This is a genomic window from Hyalangium ruber, from assembly GCF_034259325.1.
Classification (GTDB): domain Bacteria; phylum Myxococcota; class Myxococcia; order Myxococcales; family Myxococcaceae; genus Hyalangium_A; species Hyalangium_A rubrum.
This window is the reverse complement of the sequence record NZ_JAXIVS010000010.1, coordinates 221,694-244,069: the sequence shown is the minus strand read 5'-3', so window position 1 is coordinate 244,069 and position 22,376 is coordinate 221,694. Positions and strand designations below refer to the sequence as shown.

At 69.2% G+C, this 22,376-nt stretch carries 22 protein-coding genes; 14 read left to right on the top strand and 8 right to left on the bottom strand.

Going from position 1 to position 22,376, the window contains the following annotated elements; translation table 11 throughout:
- Positions 1-32: 32 nt before the first annotated feature.
- Both SYV04_RS27665 and SYV04_RS27660 read right to left on the bottom strand, forming a co-directional pair.
- A complete protein-coding gene (locus tag SYV04_RS27665; protein ID WP_321548924.1) occupies positions 33-770 on the bottom strand; it encodes an immunity 52 family protein in 738 nt (245 codons plus the stop codon).
- Between the two features lie 13 nt (positions 771-783).
- Positions 784-2,139: a Tox-REase-5 domain-containing protein gene (locus SYV04_RS27660; RefSeq protein WP_321548923.1), complete on the bottom strand. Its 1,356-nt coding sequence runs from the start codon at positions 2,137-2,139 to the stop codon at positions 784-786.
- 368 nt (positions 2,140-2,507) lie between these two features.
- Between SYV04_RS27660 and SYV04_RS27655 the strand changes: the two genes are divergently transcribed.
- Positions 2,508-3,314, top strand: coding sequence for a response regulator (locus SYV04_RS27655; RefSeq protein ID WP_321548922.1), 807 nt, complete (start codon positions 2,508-2,510; stop codon positions 3,312-3,314).
- Between the two features lie 21 nt (positions 3,315-3,335).
- On the opposite strand, the gene SYV04_RS27650 is transcribed toward SYV04_RS27655, so the two are convergent.
- Both SYV04_RS27650 and SYV04_RS27645 read right to left on the bottom strand, forming a co-directional pair.
- Entirely contained in the window at positions 3,336-3,719 is a 384-nt protein-coding gene (locus SYV04_RS27650; protein WP_321548921.1) for a hypothetical protein, read from the bottom strand.
- A gap of 91 nt (positions 3,720-3,810) precedes the next feature.
- Entirely contained in the window at positions 3,811-4,650 is an 840-nt protein-coding gene (locus SYV04_RS27645) for a DMT family transporter (protein ID WP_321548920.1), read from the bottom strand.
- Positions 4,651-4,833: 183 nt separating this feature from the next.
- On the opposite strand from SYV04_RS27645, the gene SYV04_RS27640 reads away from it, so the two are divergent.
- Genes SYV04_RS27640 through SYV04_RS27625 form a run of 4 tightly spaced genes read left to right on the top strand, consistent with a single transcriptional unit; the run spans position 4,834 to position 8,150 of the window.
- Complete coding sequence (locus SYV04_RS27640; RefSeq protein WP_321548919.1) at positions 4,834-5,334, top strand: hypothetical protein; 501 nt, start codon at positions 4,834-4,836, stop codon at positions 5,332-5,334.
- On the top strand, positions 5,331-6,158 hold the full coding sequence (locus SYV04_RS27635; protein WP_321548918.1) for an MlaE family ABC transporter permease: 828 nt from the start codon (positions 5,331-5,333) through the stop codon (positions 6,156-6,158). Before SYV04_RS27640 ends, SYV04_RS27635 begins: the two co-directional genes overlap by 4 nt.
- Positions 6,159-6,162: 4 nt before the next feature.
- Entirely contained in the window at positions 6,163-6,981 is an 819-nt protein-coding gene (locus tag SYV04_RS27630) for an ABC transporter ATP-binding protein (RefSeq protein WP_321548917.1), read from the top strand.
- On the top strand, positions 6,978-8,150 hold the full coding sequence (locus SYV04_RS27625; RefSeq protein WP_321548916.1) for an MlaD family protein: 1,173 nt from the start codon (positions 6,978-6,980) through the stop codon (positions 8,148-8,150). Before SYV04_RS27630 ends, SYV04_RS27625 begins: the two co-directional genes overlap by 4 nt.
- 18 nt (positions 8,151-8,168) lie before the next feature.
- Here the strand turns inward: SYV04_RS27625 and SYV04_RS27620 are convergent, their stop codons facing one another.
- Positions 8,169-9,698 (bottom strand): hypothetical protein, encoded by a 1,530-nt coding sequence (locus SYV04_RS27620; protein ID WP_321548915.1) that lies wholly within the window; start codon positions 9,696-9,698, stop codon positions 8,169-8,171.
- Between the two features lie 451 nt (positions 9,699-10,149).
- Between SYV04_RS27620 and SYV04_RS27615 the strand changes: the two genes are divergently transcribed.
- Together SYV04_RS27615 and SYV04_RS27610 are read left to right on the top strand one after the other, a co-directional pair.
- The gene (locus tag SYV04_RS27615; protein WP_321548914.1) at positions 10,150-11,670 is read left to right on the top strand and encodes an ATPase domain-containing protein; all 1,521 of its coding nucleotides are present in this window, start codon (positions 10,150-10,152) and stop codon (positions 11,668-11,670) included.
- Entirely contained in the window at positions 11,667-12,038 is a 372-nt protein-coding gene (locus SYV04_RS27610; RefSeq protein WP_321548913.1) for a response regulator, read from the top strand. The genes SYV04_RS27615 and SYV04_RS27610 overlap by 4 nt, the downstream gene beginning before the upstream one ends.
- Positions 12,039-12,051: 13 nt before the next feature.
- Here the strand turns inward: SYV04_RS27610 and SYV04_RS27605 are convergent, their stop codons facing one another.
- Positions 12,052-12,717 (bottom strand): metallophosphoesterase, encoded by a 666-nt coding sequence (locus SYV04_RS27605; RefSeq protein WP_321548912.1) that lies wholly within the window; start codon positions 12,715-12,717, stop codon positions 12,052-12,054.
- A gap of 161 nt (positions 12,718-12,878) precedes the next feature.
- Between SYV04_RS27605 and alr the strand changes: the two genes are divergently transcribed.
- Positions 12,879-14,093, top strand: a complete 1,215-nt coding sequence (gene alr, locus SYV04_RS27600) for an alanine racemase (protein ID WP_321549047.1) — start codon at positions 12,879-12,881, stop codon at positions 14,091-14,093.
- On the opposite strand, the gene SYV04_RS27595 is transcribed toward alr, so the two are convergent.
- On the bottom strand, positions 14,094-15,089 hold the full coding sequence (locus tag SYV04_RS27595; protein ID WP_321548911.1) for a lysophospholipid acyltransferase family protein: 996 nt from the start codon (positions 15,087-15,089) through the stop codon (positions 14,094-14,096).
- A 210-nt stretch (positions 15,090-15,299) separates the two neighbouring features.
- Between SYV04_RS27595 and SYV04_RS27590 the strand changes: the two genes are divergently transcribed.
- From SYV04_RS27590 to SYV04_RS27565, 6 genes are all read left to right on the top strand, one after another.
- A complete protein-coding gene (locus tag SYV04_RS27590; protein WP_321548910.1) occupies positions 15,300-15,674 on the top strand; it encodes a type 1 glutamine amidotransferase family protein in 375 nt (124 codons plus the stop codon).
- A 75-nt stretch (positions 15,675-15,749) separates the two neighbouring features.
- Entirely contained in the window at positions 15,750-18,227 is a 2,478-nt protein-coding gene (locus tag SYV04_RS27585; protein WP_321548909.1) for an endonuclease, read from the top strand.
- A 114-nt stretch (positions 18,228-18,341) separates the two neighbouring features.
- Complete coding sequence (locus SYV04_RS27580) at positions 18,342-19,649, top strand: serine/threonine-protein kinase (RefSeq protein WP_321548908.1); 1,308 nt, start codon at positions 18,342-18,344, stop codon at positions 19,647-19,649.
- 106 nt (positions 19,650-19,755) lie between these two features.
- Complete coding sequence (locus SYV04_RS27575) at positions 19,756-19,965, top strand: hypothetical protein (protein WP_321548907.1); 210 nt, start codon at positions 19,756-19,758, stop codon at positions 19,963-19,965.
- Positions 19,966-20,130: 165 nt separating this feature from the next.
- Positions 20,131-20,646, top strand: coding sequence for a hypothetical protein (locus SYV04_RS27570; protein WP_321548906.1), 516 nt, complete (start codon positions 20,131-20,133; stop codon positions 20,644-20,646).
- Positions 20,639-21,526 carry a hypothetical protein gene (locus SYV04_RS27565; RefSeq protein ID WP_321548905.1) on the top strand — a complete coding sequence of 296 codons (888 nt, stop codon included), beginning with the start codon at positions 20,639-20,641 and terminating at the stop codon, positions 21,524-21,526. The genes SYV04_RS27570 and SYV04_RS27565 overlap by 8 nt, the downstream gene beginning before the upstream one ends.
- 23 nt (positions 21,527-21,549) lie before the next feature.
- Here the strand turns inward: SYV04_RS27565 and SYV04_RS27560 are convergent, their stop codons facing one another.
- Entirely contained in the window at positions 21,550-22,191 is a 642-nt protein-coding gene (locus tag SYV04_RS27560; RefSeq protein ID WP_321548904.1) for a hypothetical protein, read from the bottom strand.
- Positions 22,192-22,376 lie beyond the last annotated feature (185 nt).

Genomic DNA, 22,376 nt, shown 5'->3' with positions numbered 1-22,376 from the left:
GGGGTTGCTCGCTTGGCTGTCCGGGCTCGAACTCAGGACAGCTCGGGTTTCAGCAGTCCCGCCCGGTCCAGCAGCTCATGCACGCGGCGGCCCAGGGCGAGGTGCTCGGGGTTGGAGACGGTGAAGCGCTCGGGGGTGAGGATGACGAGCGTCCCCAATGCGCCAATGGGCTCGATGCGCACGGGGGCGGGCAAGGGAGGGACAGTGCCTCGGCGTCGCGCGAAGTACGTCATCCACCCCACGCGTGCCGCTCCCTTCTGGGCTTTGGGCAGGAGGTCCAACCCCAGGTTCGTGTTGACCACACCCCAGGACGGCTCCCAGGCAGTGGCCATGCATTCCAGGACTTGCGCCAGAGGAGAGACATGGAGCATGCGGTCCGCCGCTTCTCCTTCACTGGGCGGATCCACGAGGCAGGCATTGCTGACGTGCTCTGTATAGCCCCCGCAGCGAACGCTCACATTCGTGGCCGTGGCGGCAGGCCGCTGGTTCCAGACTTCGAGGCTGAAGCCCAGATCCTCGATGGCGGACTTGTCGAGGGTGGCCCGGTTCCTGCCACGCAGAAGGAGTTCTTCGAGTTCTTCCCGATGCTCCATCCGCACCCGATGACCGGGAAGACCACGTGCCACGCGCCCTCGCCGGTACCACTGGTTGAGCGATGCATCACACCGCGCGAGCATGTGGAAGAAGAGCTCCGCGCGCCGGGCGCACTCGCCTACGTCCTCGCGACGAGGACCCCAGTAGGCGCCAGCGTAGTAGCACTCATCCACCATGCCGCTTCACTCCTCAGGGAACGGGCGGAGTGTGGAGGATTTCGATGTTCTCAATTCCTGCTCTCTCGAAGTGTCTGCGGAGGAAGTCGACCAGTTCGTGCTCGGCCACATGCCATTGTACGGGAAGGCTGCGGGCTGCTCGTGATTGTGCGGCCGCCTGATCGAGGAGTTCCTGGAACCTTCCCGAATCCCTGTACCACTGCTTGGGCTGTCCATTCTTCTCGAAGAACTCGAGGTAGCCGGGGCCCTTGGCCTCCTTCAGGAGGCCTGCCTTGAAGCCGTCGTACTCCACCTTGCCGATGAAGTAGACCTCGTCCGCGGAGCTGCCGGTGATCTGCTCCTGGTAGCGCCGTGCGCGCTCGGAGCCAGAGAACTTCTTGTGCTTCCACGCTCCGGGCCCCCTCGCATCCGCTGACGTGTCTCCCTTCTCCGGAGCTTTCTCCGCCCCCATGACGACGTAGACGGCCCCTGCCCCCGCGCCGAGCACCGCCGCCGTGCTCCCCACGGGCACCGCCACCTGCTCGAGGGCCAGTGCCCCCTCGGCGTTGAGAGACAGCACAGGCAGCTTCGCCCCCGCGGTACCCATGCGCGTCGAGGTTCCGGCCGCGCTGCCGTAGAGCATGAGCAGGTGGGTCGACAGCCGCGCCGCCTCGCGGATCTGCTCCTGCAACGGCCGCGTCCCATAGCGAGCGAAGTACTCGGGCGAGGAGGCGATGAGGCCCGCCACGGCGGAGGGCAGCTGCGCCAGCCCCTCCACACCCCGGATGGGGTCAGTCACCAGTCCCGCCAACCCCACGACCATCTCCTCCAGCGCATCCTCCGCCCCATCCAGCGCGGCGTTGAACCAGTCGCGCTCCAGCTCGAACTCACCCACCGGAGGCTGGGGGAGCGGTTGGAGCGTCTCGTCCACCGCGTGGAAGACGCCGCCTCGGTCCCGGTAGAAGGCGCCGACCTCGAACGGCCCCGCCATCAGCCGGCCCGCGTGTAGCCTCAACCGTCCCATGTGCTGCAAGGGCCGACCGCTCAGCGCACCCGTCAGGTATCCGTCCGGTCGCATCACCACCAGGAAGCGGAAGCGCTGGGTTCGCTCCAGCAACGCCCCATAGGGCACATCCTCGTTCGCGCTGAGAACCTGGCGCAGCAAGAAGGCCAGCGTGCGGCGGGGGCCGAAGTGCTTCACCGTGGCCCGGGTGCCCGCGAGCGCCTCCCACAACTCGCGCGCGTCCTCGGGCTCCAGTTCCTCGCCCTCCTCGTGCCGCGCCCCCTCTTCCAGGCCCGCTGCCTCCTGCAGTCGCTGGAACGCATCCCGCTCCTCGCCGAAGAGCTCGAACAGCCCCGCGCTGACGGCTGCACCGTTCGGCTGGGACACAGGGCTTCGGCTCTGTCGAAGCTCGCGCGCCGCGCTTCCGGTGGTGGCACAGCCTGTCACTCCCACCCACAGCACCAGCACCACCCATCCCCACCGGGATGGGCCCACCTCTAAAGGTGGAAGAAGCGACGCGGCGGATGGGACTGCTGGGGAGGGGAGAGGCGTCATGGAGTCCGGGCCTGTACGCCAGTGTGCGAAGAGACCAGTCCTGTACAAACTTTTGCTGAAATGGGCGCACATGTGGCAGGGTGTCGTGCCACACGCACAGTGCCGGCGTGTGTTGCCTCGCGAGCGTTTGAGGGTACCAGGGTGTGGGGGGGAGTGGTCTTGGCGAGGAGCACGGCACAGTGTTGCTCTGCCCTCTCACCATGAAGACCCTCCTGCTGATCGACGAAGACCGGAACGCCCAGGCCCAGGTGCAGGAGGCCTTCGCCTCGGACTCCGAGTTCTCCGTGGTCCCCGTGGCCACGTACGAGGAGGCGCTCTGGGGCCTGGAGGAGTACCCCGTCGGCCTCGTGCTGGTGTCCCTGGGCCTCCGAGAGCGGCAAGGCTTCCAGGTGCTGATGTACCTGGCCAACTGCTACCCCGAAGTGCCGGTGATGGTGATGAGCGAGCCGTGGGAGCCGCACGACGAGCTGCCCGTGCTCCCGTGGGTGGGCCACCTGCGCAAGCCGCTCCGGGCCCAGGCGCTCGCCGCCCGCGTGCGCGACTACCTGCAGAGCCTCCAGCGGAGAGACCGCCGCAGCCTGTCGCTCCAGGACTTCCTCCAGATTCTCGGGCTGGAGCGCGAGACGTGCCTGCTGAGCGTGGGCGCCGAGCGGCACAGCGGCGAGTTCCACCTCTTCCAGGGCGAGGTGGTGCATGCCACCTGTGGCGCGGCCGAGGGCGAGGCCGCGGTGCGAGAGATGCTCGAGTGGGAGCACGTGTGGCTGCGCATGCGGCAGCTCCCCGCCGAGCTGCGCCTGACTTTGCCCACCCGGCTGAGCAAGCTGCTCGTCGAGGTGGAGCCCGCGCTCAACGAGGGCATGGCCCCCAGCGCGCCCCTGCCCGAGCCCAAGGCGTACGCCGGAGCCCGGTACCGGACCCGTCGCGAGGGCGCCGTGAGCCGCGCGGCCACCTGGGTCGAGCGGTGGCTGTCGGGGTGGCGGGTCGGCCTGCCCGACAGCGGTCAGTAGCGCGCCGCGCTTCCCACCGGCTCACACGCGGTGCATGCGCCGGGGCCAGTGGATGCGCCAGCGGCCACGCTGGTGATGCGGCACCTGGTCCGCCGTGACGTTGCCGAAGAACGGGAAGCGGAACTCCGCCCAGAGCACGGCATAGGCCACGCCGAACAGGAAGGTGCCGAGCACCATCCACCACGCGGCGCCCAGGAACAGGCTCACCGCCGCGGCGCCGACCAGCAGCCCGCTGAAGCCGAGCGATATCTCCCGCAGTCGCTTCGACTCGCTGAAGGCCATCCCCATGGAGACCAGCCCCACGGCGAGGATGAACCACGAAAGCCCGAAGGCCGTACGGCCATACAGGCCAGCGATCGAGAGCAGGAACAGACCAAAGCCAAAGAGTGCCAGGCCGCCGTCCATCGCATTCCTCCTCGTTGCAGCGTCCAGCAGAAAACATCGCCACGACGAAGAGGCGAGGCACGACAGACGGGCGAGCCCTCGCCGCGCCCGCCTAGGGTGCGGGTGCGGACGCCTTGGCGCTCCGAGCGCCCAGCACCGTGCGCCACGCCGTCGCGAGCAGGATGATGCCGCCGCCCAGCAGCGCCCAGGGGCCTGGTCGCTCGCCCGCCAGGAGGAAGGTCCACACCGGGTTGAGCACGGGCTCGAGCAGGATGAGCAGCGAGGCCTCCACCGCTGGCGTCTCCCGGATGCCCCAGTGGAACAGCGTGTACGCCAGCCCCAGCTGGAACACCCCGAGGAAGGCGAGCAGCCCCACATCCACCGGTGTCGGCAGGGGGCCGCCCAGCGCGGGCACCAGCACGCTCAGCCCCGCGAGCAGGTTGCCCCAGACCAGCACCACCTGCCCCTCGGAGCTCGCCGCGCGCAGCCCGAGGATGGTGAGCGCGAACGCCACGCCCGAGCCCAGCGCAATCACATTGCCCAGCATCTGCCCGGGCTCCAGCTTGTCCACGAAGAAGAGGCTCAGGCCCACCAGGAAGATGGGCGCCGCGGTCAGCTCGCTCCGGGAGGGCTTCTCTTTCAAGAGCAGCGGTGACAGCACCAGCACGTACAGCGGCGCGGTGTCCTGCAGGAAGATGGCGTTGGCGGAGGTGGTGAGCTTGTTGGCGATGATGAACAGCACCACCGTGGCGGCGTAGGCCACCGCCACCCCGAGCGCGCGCAGGGAGGGGAGCTTGCGCCCGGCGGGGAAGGCCAGCCACAGCACCAGCGCGGCGATGAGCGAGCGGCCCGAGGCGATCTGGTAGGCGCTCAGGGTGGACAGCTTCACGGCCGCGCCCGCCGTGGACCAGAGCACGGCGGCGGCGAGGATGTAGAGGCGGGGGCGGAGCATGGAGGGCGGGGGACGCATATGTCGGCTGGTGGGCGAACGCCACAGGCATGAGGCCGCCCAACCCTCGCCGCGCCGTGCCATCGCGGCTTTCCCGTGACGCCGAGTCAACCCTTCTGCCGGGTACCCCTAGGCACCCGGCGGTCCGTGCCTAACTTCCGGACCACTCGGAGAGAGATGGAAGGAATGACGCGGATCCTGATCATGCTGCTGGCCCTGGCCCCGCTCGCGGGCTGCCGCCGCGTGAAGTTCGAGGACTCCGTCCTCACCAAGCCGGCGGTGAACTACAGCGTGGGCGACCTGCCCGAGCACTGGCACCGGGTCCACCTCAAGGACAATGACCTGGCGTTCTCGGAGGTGGGCACCGGGCGCGCGCTGTCCATCAACTCCACCTGCGAGGGGCATGATGATCCGCCCCTGCCGGTGCTCACCCGCCACCTGCTGATGGGCTTCACCGAGCGCGAGGAGCAGGACCAGCAGCTCATGATGCTGGACGGCCGGGAGGCCCTGCGCTCGCGCTACCTCGCCAAGCTGGATGGCGTGCCGGTGGAGCTGGAGCTGGTGGTGCTCAAGAAGAACGGCTGCGTCTTCGACTTCACCTACATCGCGCCACCGGGCGAGGCCCAGGCGCGCATGGCCGACTTCGACGCCCTGCTGGCGGGCTTCCACACGGAGCGTGACACATGAGCAGCACGGTGGAGACCCACCCGGGCCCCGGCACCGAGCTTGCCCCCACGGAGGAGGCCGCGCCCTCGCTGGGAGCGCGCGTCCGCCAGCGGCTGGAGACGCTGGGGGCCATCACGGTGATGACCGGCAAGGTCTTCTCGCGCGCGGTGCGCCCGCCATACGACTGGGGCGCGCTCGTCTACCACACCGAGTCGCTGGGCGTGCGCTCCATGCCCATCGCCCTGCTCACCTCGACGTTCGCGGGGCTCGTCATCTCGCTGCAGTTCGGCTTCTTCCTGGCGCGCTTCGGCGTGCAGTACACCGTGGGCCGCGTCGTGGTGCTCACGCTGTTCCGTGAGCTGGCGCCCGTGCTTACCGCGCTCACGGTGGGCGCGCGCATCGGCTCGGGCATGGCCGCCGAGCTGGGCGCCATGACGGTCACCGAGCAGGTGGACGCCATTCGCGCGCTGGGGGCCGACCCGCTGCGCAAGCTGGTGGTGCCGCGGGTGCTGGCGTGCCTGCTGGTGATGCCCACGCTCACCGTGCTGGCGGATGTCATCGGCCTGGTGGCCGGCGCGCTCGTCGTCAACGCCCAGTACGGCATCACCTTCGACATGTTCTTCAAGGGCGCGCTGGACACGGTGGTGATGATGGACTTCGCCTCCGGCGTGCTCAAAGGCGCCGTCTTCGGCGTCATCATCGGACTGGTGGGCTGCTTCAAGGGCCTCACCGTGGAGGGCGGCACCGAGGGCGTGGGCCGCGCCACCACGCAGACGGTGGCCATCACCTCCGTGTCCGTGTGTCTGGCCGACTTCTTCATCACCAAGCTCACCCTCTACTTCTAGCCGCATGCGCTCGCACGAACCGACCCCCACCCTGGAGTTCCGCCGGCCCACCACGGGCGAGGAGCTCATCCGCTTCGAGCACTTGAAGAAGGCCTTTGGCCCCAAGCGCGTCTACGACGACCTGGACCTCACCGTGCGCGCGGGAGAGACGCTGGTGGTCATCGGCGGCTCGGGCACCGGCAAGAGCGTGCTGCTCAAGTGCCTCATCGGCCTGCTGTACCCGGACGCGGGGCGCATCCTCTTCCAGGGGCAGGACCTGACGCGCTTCCACGAGGAGGACTTCTTCGCGGTGCGCCGCCACGTGGCCATGGTGTTCCAGGGCGCGGCGCTCTTCGACTCGCTCACGGTGGGCGAGAACGTCGCCTACCCGCTGCGCGAGCACTTCCCCGAGCTGTCACCCCAGGAGATCTCCCGCCGCGTGGCGGAGAAGCTCGCCTGGGTCAACCTTCCGGGCACCGAGGGGATGATGCCCGCGGACCTGTCCGGCGGCATGCGCAAGCGCGTGGGGCTGGCGCGCGCCATCGCCACCGACCCCGAGGTCATCCTCTGGGACGAGCCCACCACGGGGTTGGACCCCATCACCACCACGAACGTCAACGCGATGATCAACTCGATGAAGCAGAGGCTGGGCTGCACGTCCATTGTGGTGACTCACGACATGCTGAGCGCCTTCGCGGTGGCTGACCGCATCGCCATGCTGGCCAACCGGCGCATCGTCCAGGTGGGCACGCCTGACGAGATGCGCCGCTCCACGGTGCCGGAGGTGCGCGCCTTCATGGACGCGCGGCGCGGGGAGATGGAAGGGATGGAGGTGGCGTCATGAGCCTGTTCACCTCCACCGAGCGTGAGCGGAGCCTGGCCTGGCGCGCGGGCCTCTTCGTGGCCGGAGGGCTGGTGCTGGCCGCCGTGGTCGTCTTCTTCATCGGCCAGCAGACGCGCCTCTTCGAGAAGCAGGTCACCTACCGCGCCTTCTTCCCCAATGTGGAGGGGCTCACCGAGGAGTCGCCGGTGTGGATCGGCGGCCTCGAGGTGGGGCGGGTGGTGGGCATCGCCTTCGCGGACAACGGGGCGGACCACCGCATCGAGGTCCAGATCGAGCTGTCCGAGAAGTACGCCAACCGGGTGCGCGAGGACTCCATCGCGCGGCTCTCCAGCCTGGGCGTGCTGGGCGAGAAGGCGGTGGACATCACCCTGGGAGATCCGAAGCTGCCGGCCATGCCCTCGGGGGGCGTGCTGCGCTCGGGCTCGGGCGGAGACTTGAACACGCTGATGCAGGCGGCCGGGGAGATCATGGACGACTCCAAAGCCATCAGCCGCTCGCTCCGCGTGGCGGTGGAGGCCTACTCGGATCCGCAGATCGCCGCGGACGTGGCGGGCACGGTGCGCAGCCTGCGGGCGCTGCTGGAGGAAGTGGAGAAGGGCGACGGCGTGCTGCACGCGCTCGTCTATGACAAGGAGGCCGGGCGCCAGGTGCGCGAGGTGATGGCGAGCACGGCGCAGGCGGCCCAGCGCATCGACTCGGCGGTGGGGCACGTGGAGGCGCTGCTGGAGGAGGTGCGCAAGGGAGACGGCACGGCGCACGCGCTCATCTACGGCCAGGAGGGCGCCAAGGCGCTGAGCGAGCTGGGCGCGGCGGCGGGGCAGCTCGCCGGGCTCATCGAGGACGCGAAGCAGAGCCCCAACGGCGCGGTACACCAATTGGTGTACGGCGATGCGCGGGGAATGTTCGCGGACCTGGGCAGCGCGGCGGCGGACATCAAGAAGATCACCTCCACGGTGGCCAGCGGCGAGGGCACGGTGGGTGGGCTCATCTCGGACCCCACCGTCTACGAGGACCTGCGCCAGGTGCTGGGCAACGTGAAGCGCAACCGGGTGCTGCGCGCCCTGGTGCGCTTCTCCGTCAACAACCGCGAGGAGCTCGACCAGGTGGGCAAGGTGAAGCAGGCGCCCGAGGACGCCACCGGCGTCGGAGGCTCCGGCAAGGCGAAGTAGGCGCCTGCTCCACGGGGGCTACGGGCAGTCGGCGCTACAGGAGGCGTGCGTCTCCCAGGCGGAGCACACCGCGTCGCCGCACGAGGAGTTGATGAAGGTCTCGAACACGGCCTTGCGGTGCGGGATGAAGGTGCCCGTGAGCGCTGGGGAGATCTGGTGGCGCGGACCGTGCGGGCCCGGCTCCGTCTGCTCGGAGATGTGGACGAAGCGCAGCGAGAAGGGCCAGAGGATTCCGCCGCCCAGGTTCGCCCCGTTGCTGAACTGGTGGCAGCCCGCGCAGGACAGCGCCAGGGAGCGCGCCACCACCTGGTCCGGCGTGAGCGTGCTGGGAATGGCGGTCAGCGCCGTCTGGATGTTGGTTCGGAAGGGGCTGGGCGCCGCGCCGAACTGGTTCAGGTACTGATTCTCGAGGGGGTTCTGCGCGTCGCTCTGGCCGCTGTTGAAGGCGTCCGGCAGGTTCATGTTGAAGAGGTTGATGTCATTGACCGCCAGGGGCGCCACCTGTCCGGGGAAGGTGAGGCCCTGGAAGTTGGGGGCGAGCGCGTGCGCCGAGGCGGGGTTGAAGAGCGTCCCGCCCGGGTTGGTCTTCACCGTCACCGGGATGAAGCGCAGCGTGCAGGGGCTGGTGCTGCAGTCGCGCCGCATCTTGAACTCACGCAGCAGCCAGTTGGCCTGCATGAACTGGTTGCTGCGCACCTGGCCGGTGTCGGTGGGCCGGTTGCCCAGGTTGTCGATGTGGAGCACGGGCATGACTCCCCATGACGGAATGCCCGTGAAGTAGAAGTCGCGCAGCCGGTTGCCGCGCGAGTTCACGTCCGGATCCGACGTGAGGCTGGTCCAGAAGTCGGTCACCGGCCGGCAGCCGTCCAGCCCCCGAGTGGGCAGGGGGTTGGGCAGCACCGCCTCGAAGATGATGAGGTTGCGGTCCCCGCCGTTGGTGATGCCAGAGCGCTTGGCGAAGACGATGCGGTACTCACCGCAGTTGGCGCCGTTGGCCGGCGCCAGGTCGAAGCGGTTGAACAGGCCCAGGGCGATATAGGCGTTCGGGTTGGTGGTGGCGCTGGTGAACGGATCCACCAGGGCCTGGCTGCCCTCGGGGCGGGGGCAGGTGTACGGGAAGCCGTTCATGTTGGCCACGCCCGGGCTGTTGCAGTTGGGGCCCAGGCCCAGGCCGGGCGCCACCCGCGCCGTGTCCCACCACTGGTTGAACAGGCCCAGGGCCGTCGTCGGTGTCCCGCTGGTGGACACCAGCTGGTTCATCACCGCCTGGAAGGGGAACTTGGTGAGGATGGCCTGGTCCGTCACCACCAGCGAGCGGCGGGGATCCACGATGACGGTCATCGCCGAGGGGCCCGTGTGCTTCTCCAGCGGCAGGGCGCCGATGCCCCGGCGCTCGGGATGGAGGCTCTCCGACTGCGCTACCTCGGGCGTACTGGGGGGCGTCGCCTCCGGCGTGTCCGTGTCCGTCGCCGAGCCACAGCCGCTCGCCAGGGTCCACATCGTGGCCCCGAAGAGGGCCGCCCTTCTCCACGTGTGCGGGGTCTTCACTGTTTGCCTCCTGTGCGGCGGCGCGGGGTCGCGCGTGCCGTCAGCTGGGAAACAGTATTTCTAGCAAAACTTTAATTACATGGAGTGAAAATATGTCGCGCTATTCCATTATTTCTGGAATCGCTAGGGGTTTTACGGGCTGAGGGCGCTCTGCTTTCCAGGAGACACCGGTGGACGATGACCTGAAGAAACAAGTGCGCCTTGGTCCAAGGGCCTGTCTCATGGTGGGCAGGCGGTCTTGATTGTCCCTCTCGTCCCTCTCGTCCCTCTCGCCATTCTTCTCGGCCCTGTGTCGTTCACCGCGGCACACCTCGGCATCTCTGGGTGCTAGCTTGCGCGCGCCTCGCCCCCTGTGGGCCGGGGTGACCCGCCCCGCTATGCCCCCGGCGGCTGGCCCACTGGGTCCGGCAGGTCCTCGCCTCTCTCCACCGGGGCCACGAGGCTCCTCGCGATGACGGCCGTACCCCCTCCCTCTCTCCAGCGCATCCCCAGCGGCGTGCTCGGGCTGGACGCCGTGCTCGACACCGGCTTCCTCCAGGGAGGCACCTACATCATCGCGGGCATGCCGGGCACGGGGAAGACGATCCTCGGCAACCAGATCTGCTTCCACCACGTGGCCCAGGGCGGCCGCGTCGTCTACGTCACCCTGCTGGCCGAGACGCACGGGCGGATGCTGGCGCACCTGCGCGGCATGGCCTTCTTCACCGAGGAGCCGCTGGCCTCGGCGCTGCACTACGTGAGCGCCTACCGGGTGCTCACCCAGGAGGGGCTCAAGGGGCTGTTGGACCTGCTGCGCCAGCTCATCCGCGAGCACCGCGCCTCGATGCTGGTGCTGGACGGGCTGGTGAGCGCCAGCGCCTCGGCGCCCAACGAGCTGGCCTTCAAGGAGTTCATCCACGAGCTCAACACGCTGGTGAGCGTGATTGGCTGTACCACCTTCCTGCTCACCAACGGCCACTCGCCCGAGGACGTCCACCCCGAGCACACCATGGTGGACGGCCTCATCGAGCTGACGGACGAGCTGATCGGCGTGCGCGCGGTGCGCGAGCTCATCGTCCGCAAGTTCCGCGGCAGCGCGCACCTGCGCGGGCGGCACACCTTCCAAATCTCCCAGCAGGGCATCACCGTCTACCCGCGCTCGGAGGCGATGCTGTCGGACCCCGTCGCCATGCCGGGCGAGTACAAGGCGCGCGCGCCGGTGGGCGTGCCGACACTGGATGAGATGTTGCGGGGCGGGCTGCAGCGCGGCAGCGCCACGCTGCTGATGGGGCCCTCGGGCAGCGGCAAGACGCTGCTGGGGTTGCAGTTCCTGGCGCACGGCGCGCAGCTGGGCGAGCCGAGCCTCTACTTCGGCTTCTACGAGTCGCCGCCGCGGCTGGTGGGCAAGGGCGAGTCCATCGGGCTGGACATCGCGGGGCCGGTGAAGAAGGGGCTGCTGGAGATGATCTGGCAGCCGCCGGTGGAGCTGGTGCTGGACGCGCTGGCGGTGAAGATCCTCGCCGCGCTGCGCCGAGGAGGCATCCGCCGGCTGCTCATCGACGGGCTGGTGGGCTTCAAGGAGTCCACGGTTCACCCCGAGCGCATCAACCGCTTCTTCGCCGCCTTCACCAACGAGCTGCGGGCGATGGAGGTGACGACGGTCTTCACCGAGGAGACGCGGGTGCTCTTCGGTCCGGAGGTGGAGACGCCCGTCAAGGGGCTGTCGGCGCTGGTGGAGAACCACCTCTTCCTGCGGCAGCTCGAGTGGAAGGGGGAGCTGCGGCGGGTGCTCGCCATCCTCAAGACGCGCGAGAGCGGGCATGACCCGTCGCTGCGCGAGCTCATCATCAACGACGAGGGCCTGCACATCGGCCCCCGCTTCGACAGCGCGGTGGCGGTGCTCACCGACTCGAGCTTGTCGCCCTCCTCGCGACGCGGCATGGAGGGCGGGCGAGGCTCCCGCACACGGAAGAAACGAGGGAGCCGGAAGTGAAGACGGTCCTCCTCGTCGATGACGAACACGCCATCATCGATGCGCTGGCGGGAATCCTCGAGGACGAGGGCTTCCGGGTGGTGACGGCTTCCAATGGGCGCGAGGCGCTCTCGCGGTTGGAAGAGGGCGTGCCGGACGTGGCGCTCGTGGACGTGATGATGCCGGGCATGGACGGGCGCGAGCTGGTGCATCGGATGCAGGCGGACCCGCGCTTTCGCGGCGTCCCCGTGGTGCTCATGAGCGCCGTGCCGCAGTCCATCCTGGCGCGGGACGGGGCGCTGGGCTGCGTGGACTTTTTCCACAAGCCGTTCGACCTGTGGCAGTTGCTGGCCCGGCTGCGCCAGCTCTCGGGGATGGAGCCGGGGTGAGCGCCCGCGCGCGTCAGGCGGCGTGCATGTCCATGTACATGCGCCGGGCGGGCACCGAGTAGAAGCGGCCCTCGGGCAGCACGTACGCGGTGAGCCGGCCGCCGTAGACGCAGCCGGTGTCGAGCCCGAAGGCGTGCGGGTGGCGCTGGAGCCCCCGCACCGCGTCGTGACCGAAGAGGACGAGCTCCGGCCCGCGCCAGTGGCTCGCCCAGGGCGCTCCGCCGTCCACCCGCTTGGAGGGCGTGCCATCCGAGGCGATGCTGCGCAGGTTGAGCAGGTGTTCCTGGCGCTGCCGCCGGAGCGAGACGCCCGGTAGGAACCCTCCGTGGACGGCCAGGGCGTTGACGTCCGGCAGGCGCAGGTAGAGCGGCAGCGCGTCGAGGTAGTCCCAGTCGGCCCGGCGCAGCGTGTCCAGCACGTGCTGGTGCTCGGGCTTGAGCTTCTTTCCCGGCTTCTGCTGGCCCTGGTACCAGCGCAGCACGTGCTCGTCGTGGTTGCCGCGCACGGCCTTGAGGCCCAGCTCGCGCGCCCGCTGCACCACGCCCGCGGAGTCAGGCCCCTTGGCCACCAGGTCCCCCACGAGGACCACGCGCTCGCCTGGCTGCCAGCCGCACTCCTTCAGGAGCGCGTCCAGCTCGTCGGCACACCCATGCACGTCTCCGATGAACAGCGTCCGCATCTTCCCTCCGTATACTAAAGGTTGCGCGCGCGCGGCCTGCCCGCCTCGCCTTCGGGCGGACGGTGGGGCCGAAGCCTTCGGGGCGCCCTGGCATCCGCGTTGCTGGTAAGACCGGAGGGCCCGCGCGGGTGCGGGCGGAGGGCCACGGTGGGCCCTTGGAGGTGAACGTGGAGCACGGCGGTCCGGGCGCGGGTTTCGCGGCCCATGCATCCTGGCTGGAGCTGAGCGCTTCGAGCCTGCGGCACAACGTGGAGGTGTTCCGCGCGCTGGAGGCTGTGGCCGCCGGGCCTCGGCGGAGGCTGGGGGCGGTGCTCAAGGGCAACGCCTACGGGCACGGCTTCCGGCAGACGCTGCCACTGGTTCACGCAGGGGTGGACTTGCTGTACCTCATCGATCCGCTGGATGCGCTGGCGGTGCGCGCCTTCGAGCGGGAGCAGGGGCTGGCGCCTCGGCAGGTGCTCGTGTTGGGGGCGGTGGCGCCGGAGGAGGCGGTGGCGCTGGCGCGCGAGGGCGTGGACGCGGTGGTGGCGGACCGCTCGTGGGAGGAGGCGGGGGCGCTGCTGCGCGCGGCGAAGCTGGAGCGCCCGTTGCGGGCCCACGTCCACATCGACACGGGGCTGGGGCGCGAGGGCTTCACGCTGGAGCAGCTCCCGCGCGACACGGGCTTTCTCTCGGAGTACCGGGACGTGCTCCAGGTGGTGGGGGTGCTGAGCCACTTCGCCAACACGGAGGACGTGACGGAGCAGGGCTACGCGCTGGCGCAGCTGGACGCGTTCGAGACGGGGATGGCGCGGCTGGTGGCGCAGCTGTCACCCGCGCGGCCGCTGGAGCGGCATATCGCCGCGAGCGCCGCGAGCCTGGTGCTGCCGAGGGCGCGCTACGACGCGCTGCGGGTGGGCATCGCGCTGTATGGGCTGTGGCCCTCGGTAGAGACGCGGCTGTCGGCGCGGTTGGTGTTGGGCGAGGTGCCGGCGCTCAAGCCGGTGCTCACCTGGAAGTGCCGGAGCCAGGCGGTGAAGTGGCTGCCGGCGGGCAGCTACGTGGGCTACGGGTGTACGTACCGGTGCTCGGAGCCCACGCGCATCGCGGTGTTGCCGGTGGGCTACTTCGACGGGTACCCGCGCCTGGTGTCGGGCAAGGCGCACGTGCTGGTGAACGGGCGGCGGTGCGCGGTGCTGGGGCGCGTGATGATGAACCACCTCATTGTCGACGTGACACGGGCCACGACGGACGAGCGGCCGGTGACGGCGACGCTGCTGGGGCACGACGGTGAAGAGTCGGTGTCGGCCGAGGCGCTGGCCACCTGGGCGCAGACCATCCACTACGAGCTGGTGACGCGGCTGGGCGCGCACCTGCGGCGCGTGGTGGTGGACTGATCAGCGTGCCAGGGTTCCGCTGCTCGCGGGGCTCTCCGGCGCGGGCGGAGCGTACTTCCAGCGGCGGTGCAGCCAGAGCCACTGCTCCGGGTACTGGCGGATGACGCGCTCGAGCGCCGCGGTGACGCGCGCGGTGTGCTCGGTGATGGTGTCCTTGCCCTCCTCGGGCGGCGGAGGAGGAATGGGGCCTTCGATGTGTACGCGCATGCGAGCGCCCTCCCGCACCCCCATCACCACCCACGCGGGGATTCCGGTGCGCTGCGACGCCACCGCCATCGCCGGCGTGGTGGACGCCAGCCGCCCGAAGAACGGCACGAACACCCCTTTGCTCGGGATGCCCTGGTCCAACAGCATGTACACGCTCTCGCCCCGGCCCAGCGCGTCCACTGTCTCCTGCACCGCCCCCTTCGGGTAGATGAGCCCCGCGCCCGCGCGCACCCGGTTCTCCGCGATGCGCGTGTTGAGCGCGCCCTTGAGCGGCCGCACCAGCGCGTTGAGTGGCACCCCGCGCCGGATGAGGATCTCCCCCAGCAATTCCCAATTGCCGAAGTGCGCCGTCACCAGCAGCGCGCCCTTGCCCGTGGCCACGTGCGCCTGGAGGGCCTCCCACGCCTCGCGGCCTACCACCTCCTCCTGCTCCCAGCCCGGCGGCAACCGGTGCGTGTCCGCCAGCGCCTCCAGCACCACGCGCGCCATGGTGATGTACGCGCCTCGGGCGATGGCGTGCCGCTCCGCCTCGGAGCGCTCCGGCATCGCCTGCGCCAGGTTGTCCAGCGCGACGCGGCGCCGGATGCCCAGCCGGTAGGCCAGCCCTCCCAAGAAGCGCGCCAGGCGCTCCCGTGCGGCCCAGCTCAGGCGCGCTACCCGCCCCATCACGAGGTTGGCCAGGAAGCCGGTGAGCGGGCCGGGAGGCTCTCCAATGACGCGGCGCAAATGCGCGGACGTCAGCCGGACGGGTGGGGCAGCGGGAGCAGATGCGGAGGCGGGTGAGGACACGGCGGCGCACTCCACACCGAAGCAGGCAGGCCGGCAAGGCCGGCCCTACGCAAAGTCGCTCCCGCGCCCTTCCCCAGGGACCGGTGAAGCGGCCGGCACCTGCGTCGGCCGGGAATGAAACCCGGTACCGCCGGGTGGCGCGCTGCCGGCCCGGCATTGGGAAACCTCCCTGCCCCCTCATGTGTTTCCAGAGTAGGGAGGTCGCGAACAATGGCTCTGGGCATGACGGCCGCTGCGGTGCGCAACCGGAACGCGCTCATGGGCTTGTTCGCGGCTTCCTGTGGCCTTGGGCTCCTCTTACCCGGGGTCTCCCTGGCCGCGGCTCCGGGCGCTCGCACGTCGGCCATGACGGAGCTGGAAGAGGCCCTCATCGTCACCCCGGACCTGGAGCCGGCGGACACGCGCCAGCCGGTGCTCGGCTACCTGCGCCTCACGGAAGAAGGCTGGCAGCTCGACATGCTGCCAGGAGCGGTGCGGCGCACGGGGCCATTCCCGGTCCTCACCACCACGGCGGACTCGGCCGTGGAGGATGCGACGTCCACCTCGGTCTCTCCCTACCTGCCTCTCCTGCGCGTCGACTTCTAGCCCCTGTCACATCCTCCCCTTTGAGACCTCTGCCGGGGGGTGAGCCCTACCAGGGCTCCGCGCTGGGAGGTCGCCATGGGCTACGTGAAGAGAGAGGAGACGCCGCCTCGCAAGGACGGTACGGGCTATGCGGCGGGGCTTGGCATGGGGGCAGAGCGCGGCAACGGCCATGGGCGCGGTGTCGAGGTTCCCGTGCCTCCGGCGAAGGCGACGGGCGGCCCGAGGACCGCCGAGGGGTGGTACCAGCGCGTCCACGAGCAGCTCGAGCAGGCCGAGCGGCGCTACCGCGAGCGGAGCCCGGTGCGAGAGACCGTGCTGCATCAGCTCGAGGACGAGGGCCTCACGCCCATCGAGGTGGACAGCCCGGAGCGAGTCCACGCGCGGATGAAGCGGCTGGGCATCGAGGGCGTGGAGCGCGGCGAGCCGCGCATCGACACGGCGAGCCTGCGCACGAAGATCGTCCCCGCGACCGCCGAGCCGGCGCAGCTGGTGTACGAGCGGGTGCTGGGGCGCAGCGACCTGACGAGCGTATGCTTCCTGGAGCGAGGGCTGAAGGTGTCGCGCTCGGTGGGGCGGGTCCACATCGGTGACTCGCGCGGGCGGGTGGTGGGCTACGGCACGGGCTTCCTGGTGTCGCCCCGGCTGATGCTGACCAACAACCACGTGCTGCGGACCGCGGCGGAGGCGGGCAACAGCCGCATCGAGTTCAACTACCAGTCAGGGCTGGATGGGGGCGCGCTGCCCTCGGTCGTGTTCGCGCTGGATCCGGCGGCCCTCTTCCTCACGGACGTGAAGCTCGACTACACGCTGGTGGCGGTGAAGCCCGAGTCGCTGACGGGCATGTCGCTGAGCGAGTTCGGCTTCACCCGCCTCATCGAAGCGCAGGGCAAGGTGCTGCTCGGCGAGTACGTGAACATCATCCAGCACCCCAACGGCGAGCCCAAGCAGCTGGCGCTGCGGGAGAACCAGGTCGTCGACCTGCTGGATGACTTCTGCCACTACCTGACGGACACGGCGCCGGGCTCCTCGGGCTCGCCCGTGTACAACGACCAGTGGGAGGTGGTGGCGCTGCACCACATGGGCGTGCCCAAGCGCACGGAGGACGGGCGCCTGCTCACGCTGGAGGGCGAGACCTGGGAGCCGGGGATGGATCCGGCGCTGCTGGACTGGAAGGCCAACGAGGGCACGCGCGTGAGCAGCCTGGTGCGGCACGTGCGCGCCCAGACGCTCTCGGCCGCGGCGAGCAAGCTGCGCGCGGAGCTGCTCGAGCCCATGGGAATCTCCGAGGCCTCTGCGCGGGCGCGTCCGAGTTCGCGCAAGCGGCCGGTGGAGTCCACGGTCAGTCGGCGCAAGACGGGGAAGAAGCCCAACGGCCAGCAGGAGCGCATGGAGTCCCAGGCGTCCGAGCCGATGATGGATGAGGAGCCCACCGGCGCGGAGCCGCTCTCCGAGGGCAGGCAGGAGCAGGCGCGCGCGGAGGACGGCCCGCGCATCATCGCCTCGCCCGAGGCAGGGGAGGGGCGGGTGATCTTGACGGACGGAGGCGCGACATTGACGCTGCCGCTGCGCTTGAGCATCCAGATCGGGCTGGCGGGCGTGACGGCTCCCGCGAGAGAGGGGACAGGAGAGCCGGGGCTCATCGTCTCCGCGCAGGATGTGCTGAAGCGGAGGCCCGCGAAGGCGGCCCGAGCGCGGACGGGCTCGGAGCTCATGCTGGAGGCGGCGCTCGGTGAGCTGGAGCGGTCGCGGAGCCGGCCATACTTCGACGAGGCCGCCGCGCGCGTGGCGCGGGAGCGCTACTACGAGACGCTCGGCGAGGAGCCGGACTACGCGGCCTTGAGCGAGCTGGTGCGTGGCACCCACCGCACGTTGGTGCGCTACGCGCCGATGCGCGAGGTCTACCCGTGGGTGGAGCTGTATCCGGATGGGCTGCTGCGAAGCATCTACTCGGGCAAGGAGTACGAGCCGGAGGACTTCATCCGCGAGGATGCGCGCATCGACGAGGCGCGTGCGGCGCGCTTCCGCGAGGTGCTGGGGACCGAGAGCGCGCTGGGCGCGGAGGCGATGACGGCGGAGCTGGAGTTGCTGGAGGCGGCGCTGCCCTACAACTGCGAGCACGTGGTGCCGCAGTCGTGGTTCGCCAAGCGCGAGCCGATGCGAGGGGACCTGCACCACCTGTTCGCGTGCGAGTCCGGGTGCAACAGCTTCCGAGGCAACACGCCGTACTTCGACTTCCCGGACTTCGAGGAGGCGCTGCGAGAGGAGTGTGGCAAGCGGGTGGGCAACAAGTTCGAGCCCACGCGGGGCAAGGGCACGGTGGCGCGGGCGACGCTCTACTTCCTGCTGCGCTATCCGGGGGAGATCAACCGCACCTCCACCGAGTACGACGAGAGCCGGCTGGAGTTGCTGCTGAACTGGCACCAGGAGGACCCGCCCGCGCTGTACGAGCGGCACCGCAACGAAGCCATCTTCGAGCGCCAGGGCAACCGCAACCCCTTCATCGACCATCCGGAGTGGGCCGAGCTGGTGGACTTCAGCGAAGGGCTCGGCTGAACCCCTGCGTAGGGGCACTGGATAAACCTGTCTGACAACCAGACAGGTTGCACCAGAGCCTTACGCACTGCGACTGGTGACGACTTCCTACGTGTGACGTAGCCTCCGGGTTTCATGGCGAACGAGCGTGCCCTCAAGGCGCTTCCCTCTGGGCTGCAGGTCGGGGACTGGCGTGTGGCAGAGCGGGTAGGCGCTGGCACTTACGGAGTCGTCTACCGTGTCCTCCCCGTCGGCCCGGAGAGTACGGACCCCGGTGCCCTCAAGCTCTCCGTGTACCCGTGGGACCCACGCTTCGTGCGCGAGGCGGAGTTGCTCGACCGCCTCCGCCACGCCAGCGTCCCGCGATTGCTCGGCCGCGGTGTTCTGCGCCATGCCTCTGGAGTGGAGCATCCCTACCTCATCCTGGAGTGGATCGACGGCACACCCCTTTATGCCTGGGCGGAGCGCCACACCCCTTCCTCCCGGCAGGTGTGTCAGCTCCTCTCCCAGGTTGCCCGGGCCCTCGCGGCTACCCATGACGCCCACGCCGTTCACCGGGATGTCAAAGGGGGCAACATTCTGGTGCGCCACTCCGATGGCCGGGCCTTCCTCATCGACTTCGGCTCGGGCCACTTCCAGGGCGCCACCCGTCTCACGTGGCAGTCCCTGCCTCCCGGTACCTCTGCCTATCGGTCTCCCGAGGCGTGTCGGTTCCTGCGCGACTCCGTCGGCGACCGCGACGCTCACTATGCGGCCCCGCCCGCCGATGACGTCTTCGCCTTGGGCGTGACGGCCTACCGCCTCGTCATGGGCGAGTATCCGCCCTCGATGGAGACTCGTGCGGACGAAGCCCGTGCCTGGCGATTGGAGAACCCCGACCCGCGTCTACGTGCGTTGATCCTCCGCATGCTCTCGGAGTCTCCCGAGGCTCGCGGCACGGCGGCAGAGCTGGCCGAGGCGCTGGAGGCCGTCGCCGAAGAGCGTCTTCCCGAGAGGTCTCGCGCGCGGGTGCGCAGGAGGCAGTCATGGCTCGCCCTGGCCGCCGTGGGACTGTCCGCGCTCCTCCTGTGGACCGTGCAGGCCGTGTCCACGCGAGGGCAGGAGAACGCGGACGCCGAGTTGCCAGACGCAGGCACCGCTGCCGTGGGCGACTCCTTGCTCACCACTCCCGCAGCCGCCCATCCTTCCGCCGAGCGAAAGCCCGTGGCTCAGCCCGTTCCCCTCGCGCCCCGCCCCGGACAGACCCGACCCGATGGAAAGGGCCGCTGCCCGGGGAGCACCCAGGTTTCCATCAACGGAGGCTGCTGGGTGGAACAACCCGCGACGACCGCCGAGGTGTGCATGGAGAACGGCTACGCGTACAGCAAGGGCAAGTGCTACGCCCCCGCCCTCGAACTCCCGGACAAGCCGCTGCCTACCTCGGCCCCCGCGAATGCCCGCTGAGCACCGTCCTGGTCGCCGTCGCCCCGGACCGGCGGGCTCTGCTCAAACCTGTCAGACAGCCGGACAGGTTGAGCAGGAGCACCATGGAGTTTGCGAGACCCGGGCGATGAACCTGCTGCGAGAATTCTCCTGCGTCTATGTGGCGGAGGAGTTCATCCACTTTCTCTTCGACAATCGCTATCTGAACTTCGATTGGGCCGGCGACCACGGGAAGATCCTCGCTGACCGTCCTCATGAGCTGAACGCCAAGGCGTTGGAGAACACGACAGACGACGAGTACCGCGCCTTTCAGGAGGAGGCGGACCGCGAGCTGTAAGCGGCTCGCTACTCCGTGCGGCTTGTTTCTTCAGCGAGATCGACGACGATGTGGCGGTGATGAACGGCTTCGAGGGGGGATGTCCTTCGGGGTCGACCGCCACGACAGGACCGACGGCTGGCGCGACGTGCCGCAGCCCGACGGCCAGAGCCTGGATGACCGACGATGCTGACGGACTCGCAACGCCTCGCCCTCGTGGATGACCTCGTTCGTCCGGTCTGGGAAACGCTCCGCCCCGGGGGCCGTGATCTCGTCTGGCAATACGTCCTGACCGACCCCATCCCCTCGAGCTGGCCGGTACGCGACGGTGTGCTGGTGTTCTATGCGTACGCCCGTGCCCTGAATCTCGCCCAGCTCACGTCGGGCGAGCTCCGCGGCCCGGTCTGGGCCAGGATTCGCCATGTGCTGGACAGCGGCGAGTCGCGCCTGGAACTGCTGCGACAAGTCATCGAGCCCGGTCCTCGGCACGGCGTGCGGCCGCTGACCGGCCCCGAACTCGAGATCCTCCAGGCCCGGCCACTGACGCTGCTGGGGTCGCCATTGTCGAAGGAGGGCGAGCGCCAGCTGGCGGCCTACTTCCGTCTGCAACTGTCGCTCGGAAACGTACCTCCCGAGGTGGTGGCCGCACATGCGGCTTTCTTTCAATGGATCAGTCGCGCCCAACGAGAGGGTGATGTCTGACCAACTCGAGGAGATGAACCGCCGCATCCGTTCGTTCGAGGAGGCGCTGGCGGAAGGCGACGGCAGGGTTGATTTCGCCGAGCAGTTGCGTGTCGGCCAGGGGCTGGCCGGAGCGGTGGAGGACGCGCGGGATTTCGCCCTGATCCGCCAGTTGTTTGATCAGGCTTCGCCGCACATGCGGCGCCTGGGCAGCCTGGCGCTGGAGGCCATCGCGCATCGCTGGTACGCCGACGCTGCGCCGCTAGCGCTGCGACACCTGGATGACGGTTTCGACTGGGTCGAGTACGACTGCGTGCGCTTCTTCCTCAATCAGGCCCCGCTGGATGCGGCGACCCTGCAACGGCTCGACGACAAGCTGGCCAGAACCCAGAACGCCTCCATCTCCAAGATCGCCACGCCGGGCTTGTTGGCGCTGCGTGCGCTGGCAGCGTCCTACGCGGTGCCGCTGCATGTCGTCGAGGCTCAAGGGTTTCGCTTCCAGCTTCCGGAGACCTGGCAGCTCACGCGCGAAGTGGCCGATGCGGTGACGTTCGCGGCGCCGGCGATCGATTGGCTGGAGCAGTCGAAGAACCCTTGTCGCAACCAGTTTCTCCTGCAGGTCGTCCGCGACGTGGACCCGGCGGAGCTGGAAGAATTGGCCGAGGTCAACCTTCAGGGCTTCGGTGTCGAGACACCTATCGATCACCCAGCCCTGGCCCGGTCCGCCAGCGCACGGGCCATGCGATACGGCACCCGGGAGACCTACCCGACCGTGCGAATTCGCGAGGTACGCACCTACGGCACGACGCTCCTGTGCATCGACACCCAGTCGCCGCTGGCCCATCTCGAGCACACCCTGGCGCGCAACCTGGCGATCCTCGACTCGGTGCAGCCACTCTGAACTCCTTGGCCTTGGAGCGCTGCTCACGCGCTGCGACTGGCTTCCAGCGCGTTCGGATACTTCTGCATGAGTTCGCCCAATCTGAGGACGCGAGTCAGTGACCAGATGGGCACGCCGATGGAGATGGCGGTGATGAAGTTGAACCCGAAGGAGATGAGCGCGATCAGCACGAACATCACGGTCTCGATGACATAGCCGACCCAGATTGCCCACATGCGTCGAACGAGGCCCACCATCAGCGCGGCGATGGCGAAGGGCAGGGCCATGAGGGCACCCGTGAGCAACGCGATGACGAAGAGTCCCGTGTCGCCACCGAGGTTGAACCGCTCGGAGTTCGCGATCACGGAGGCGAAATTGACTCCGCCGACGAGCAGGCCCAGCAGCGCGAGGGTGCTCCACTGCTCCCGGATGATGGCCTTCACCGTCGCCGGTGCGTCGCGTCCCTCCTTCGATTCGAGGCAGCTGGGGCACTCGATGTTCTTCTCGAGGACGCTTGGGACGCATTGCGCGCAGAAGAACGTCCCACACCGCACGCAGGTGCCAGCGGCGGGCATGTCCGGGTGACGCGGACACGCAGAGCCCGGAATGGTCAGTGCCTCGGACTCGGAGAACGCGGCGGTTGAGACACTGGCGCTTGGAACGTCGAGGCGATTCGCCGCTTCCATCGAGGCCACCACCCCATCGGGGGGCGCACTATCGGTGATGGCGGCACTCTCTCCGTCCGGGGCGCCGCTGCTTGTACCGGGCCCTCCAGCAGCGGGCTTGGCCGTACGGTTCTCAGGGAGATCGCCCATGCAGCCCAGGCAGTACTCGCGTGTCTCGGAGTTGGAGGCACCGCATTCTGGGCAGA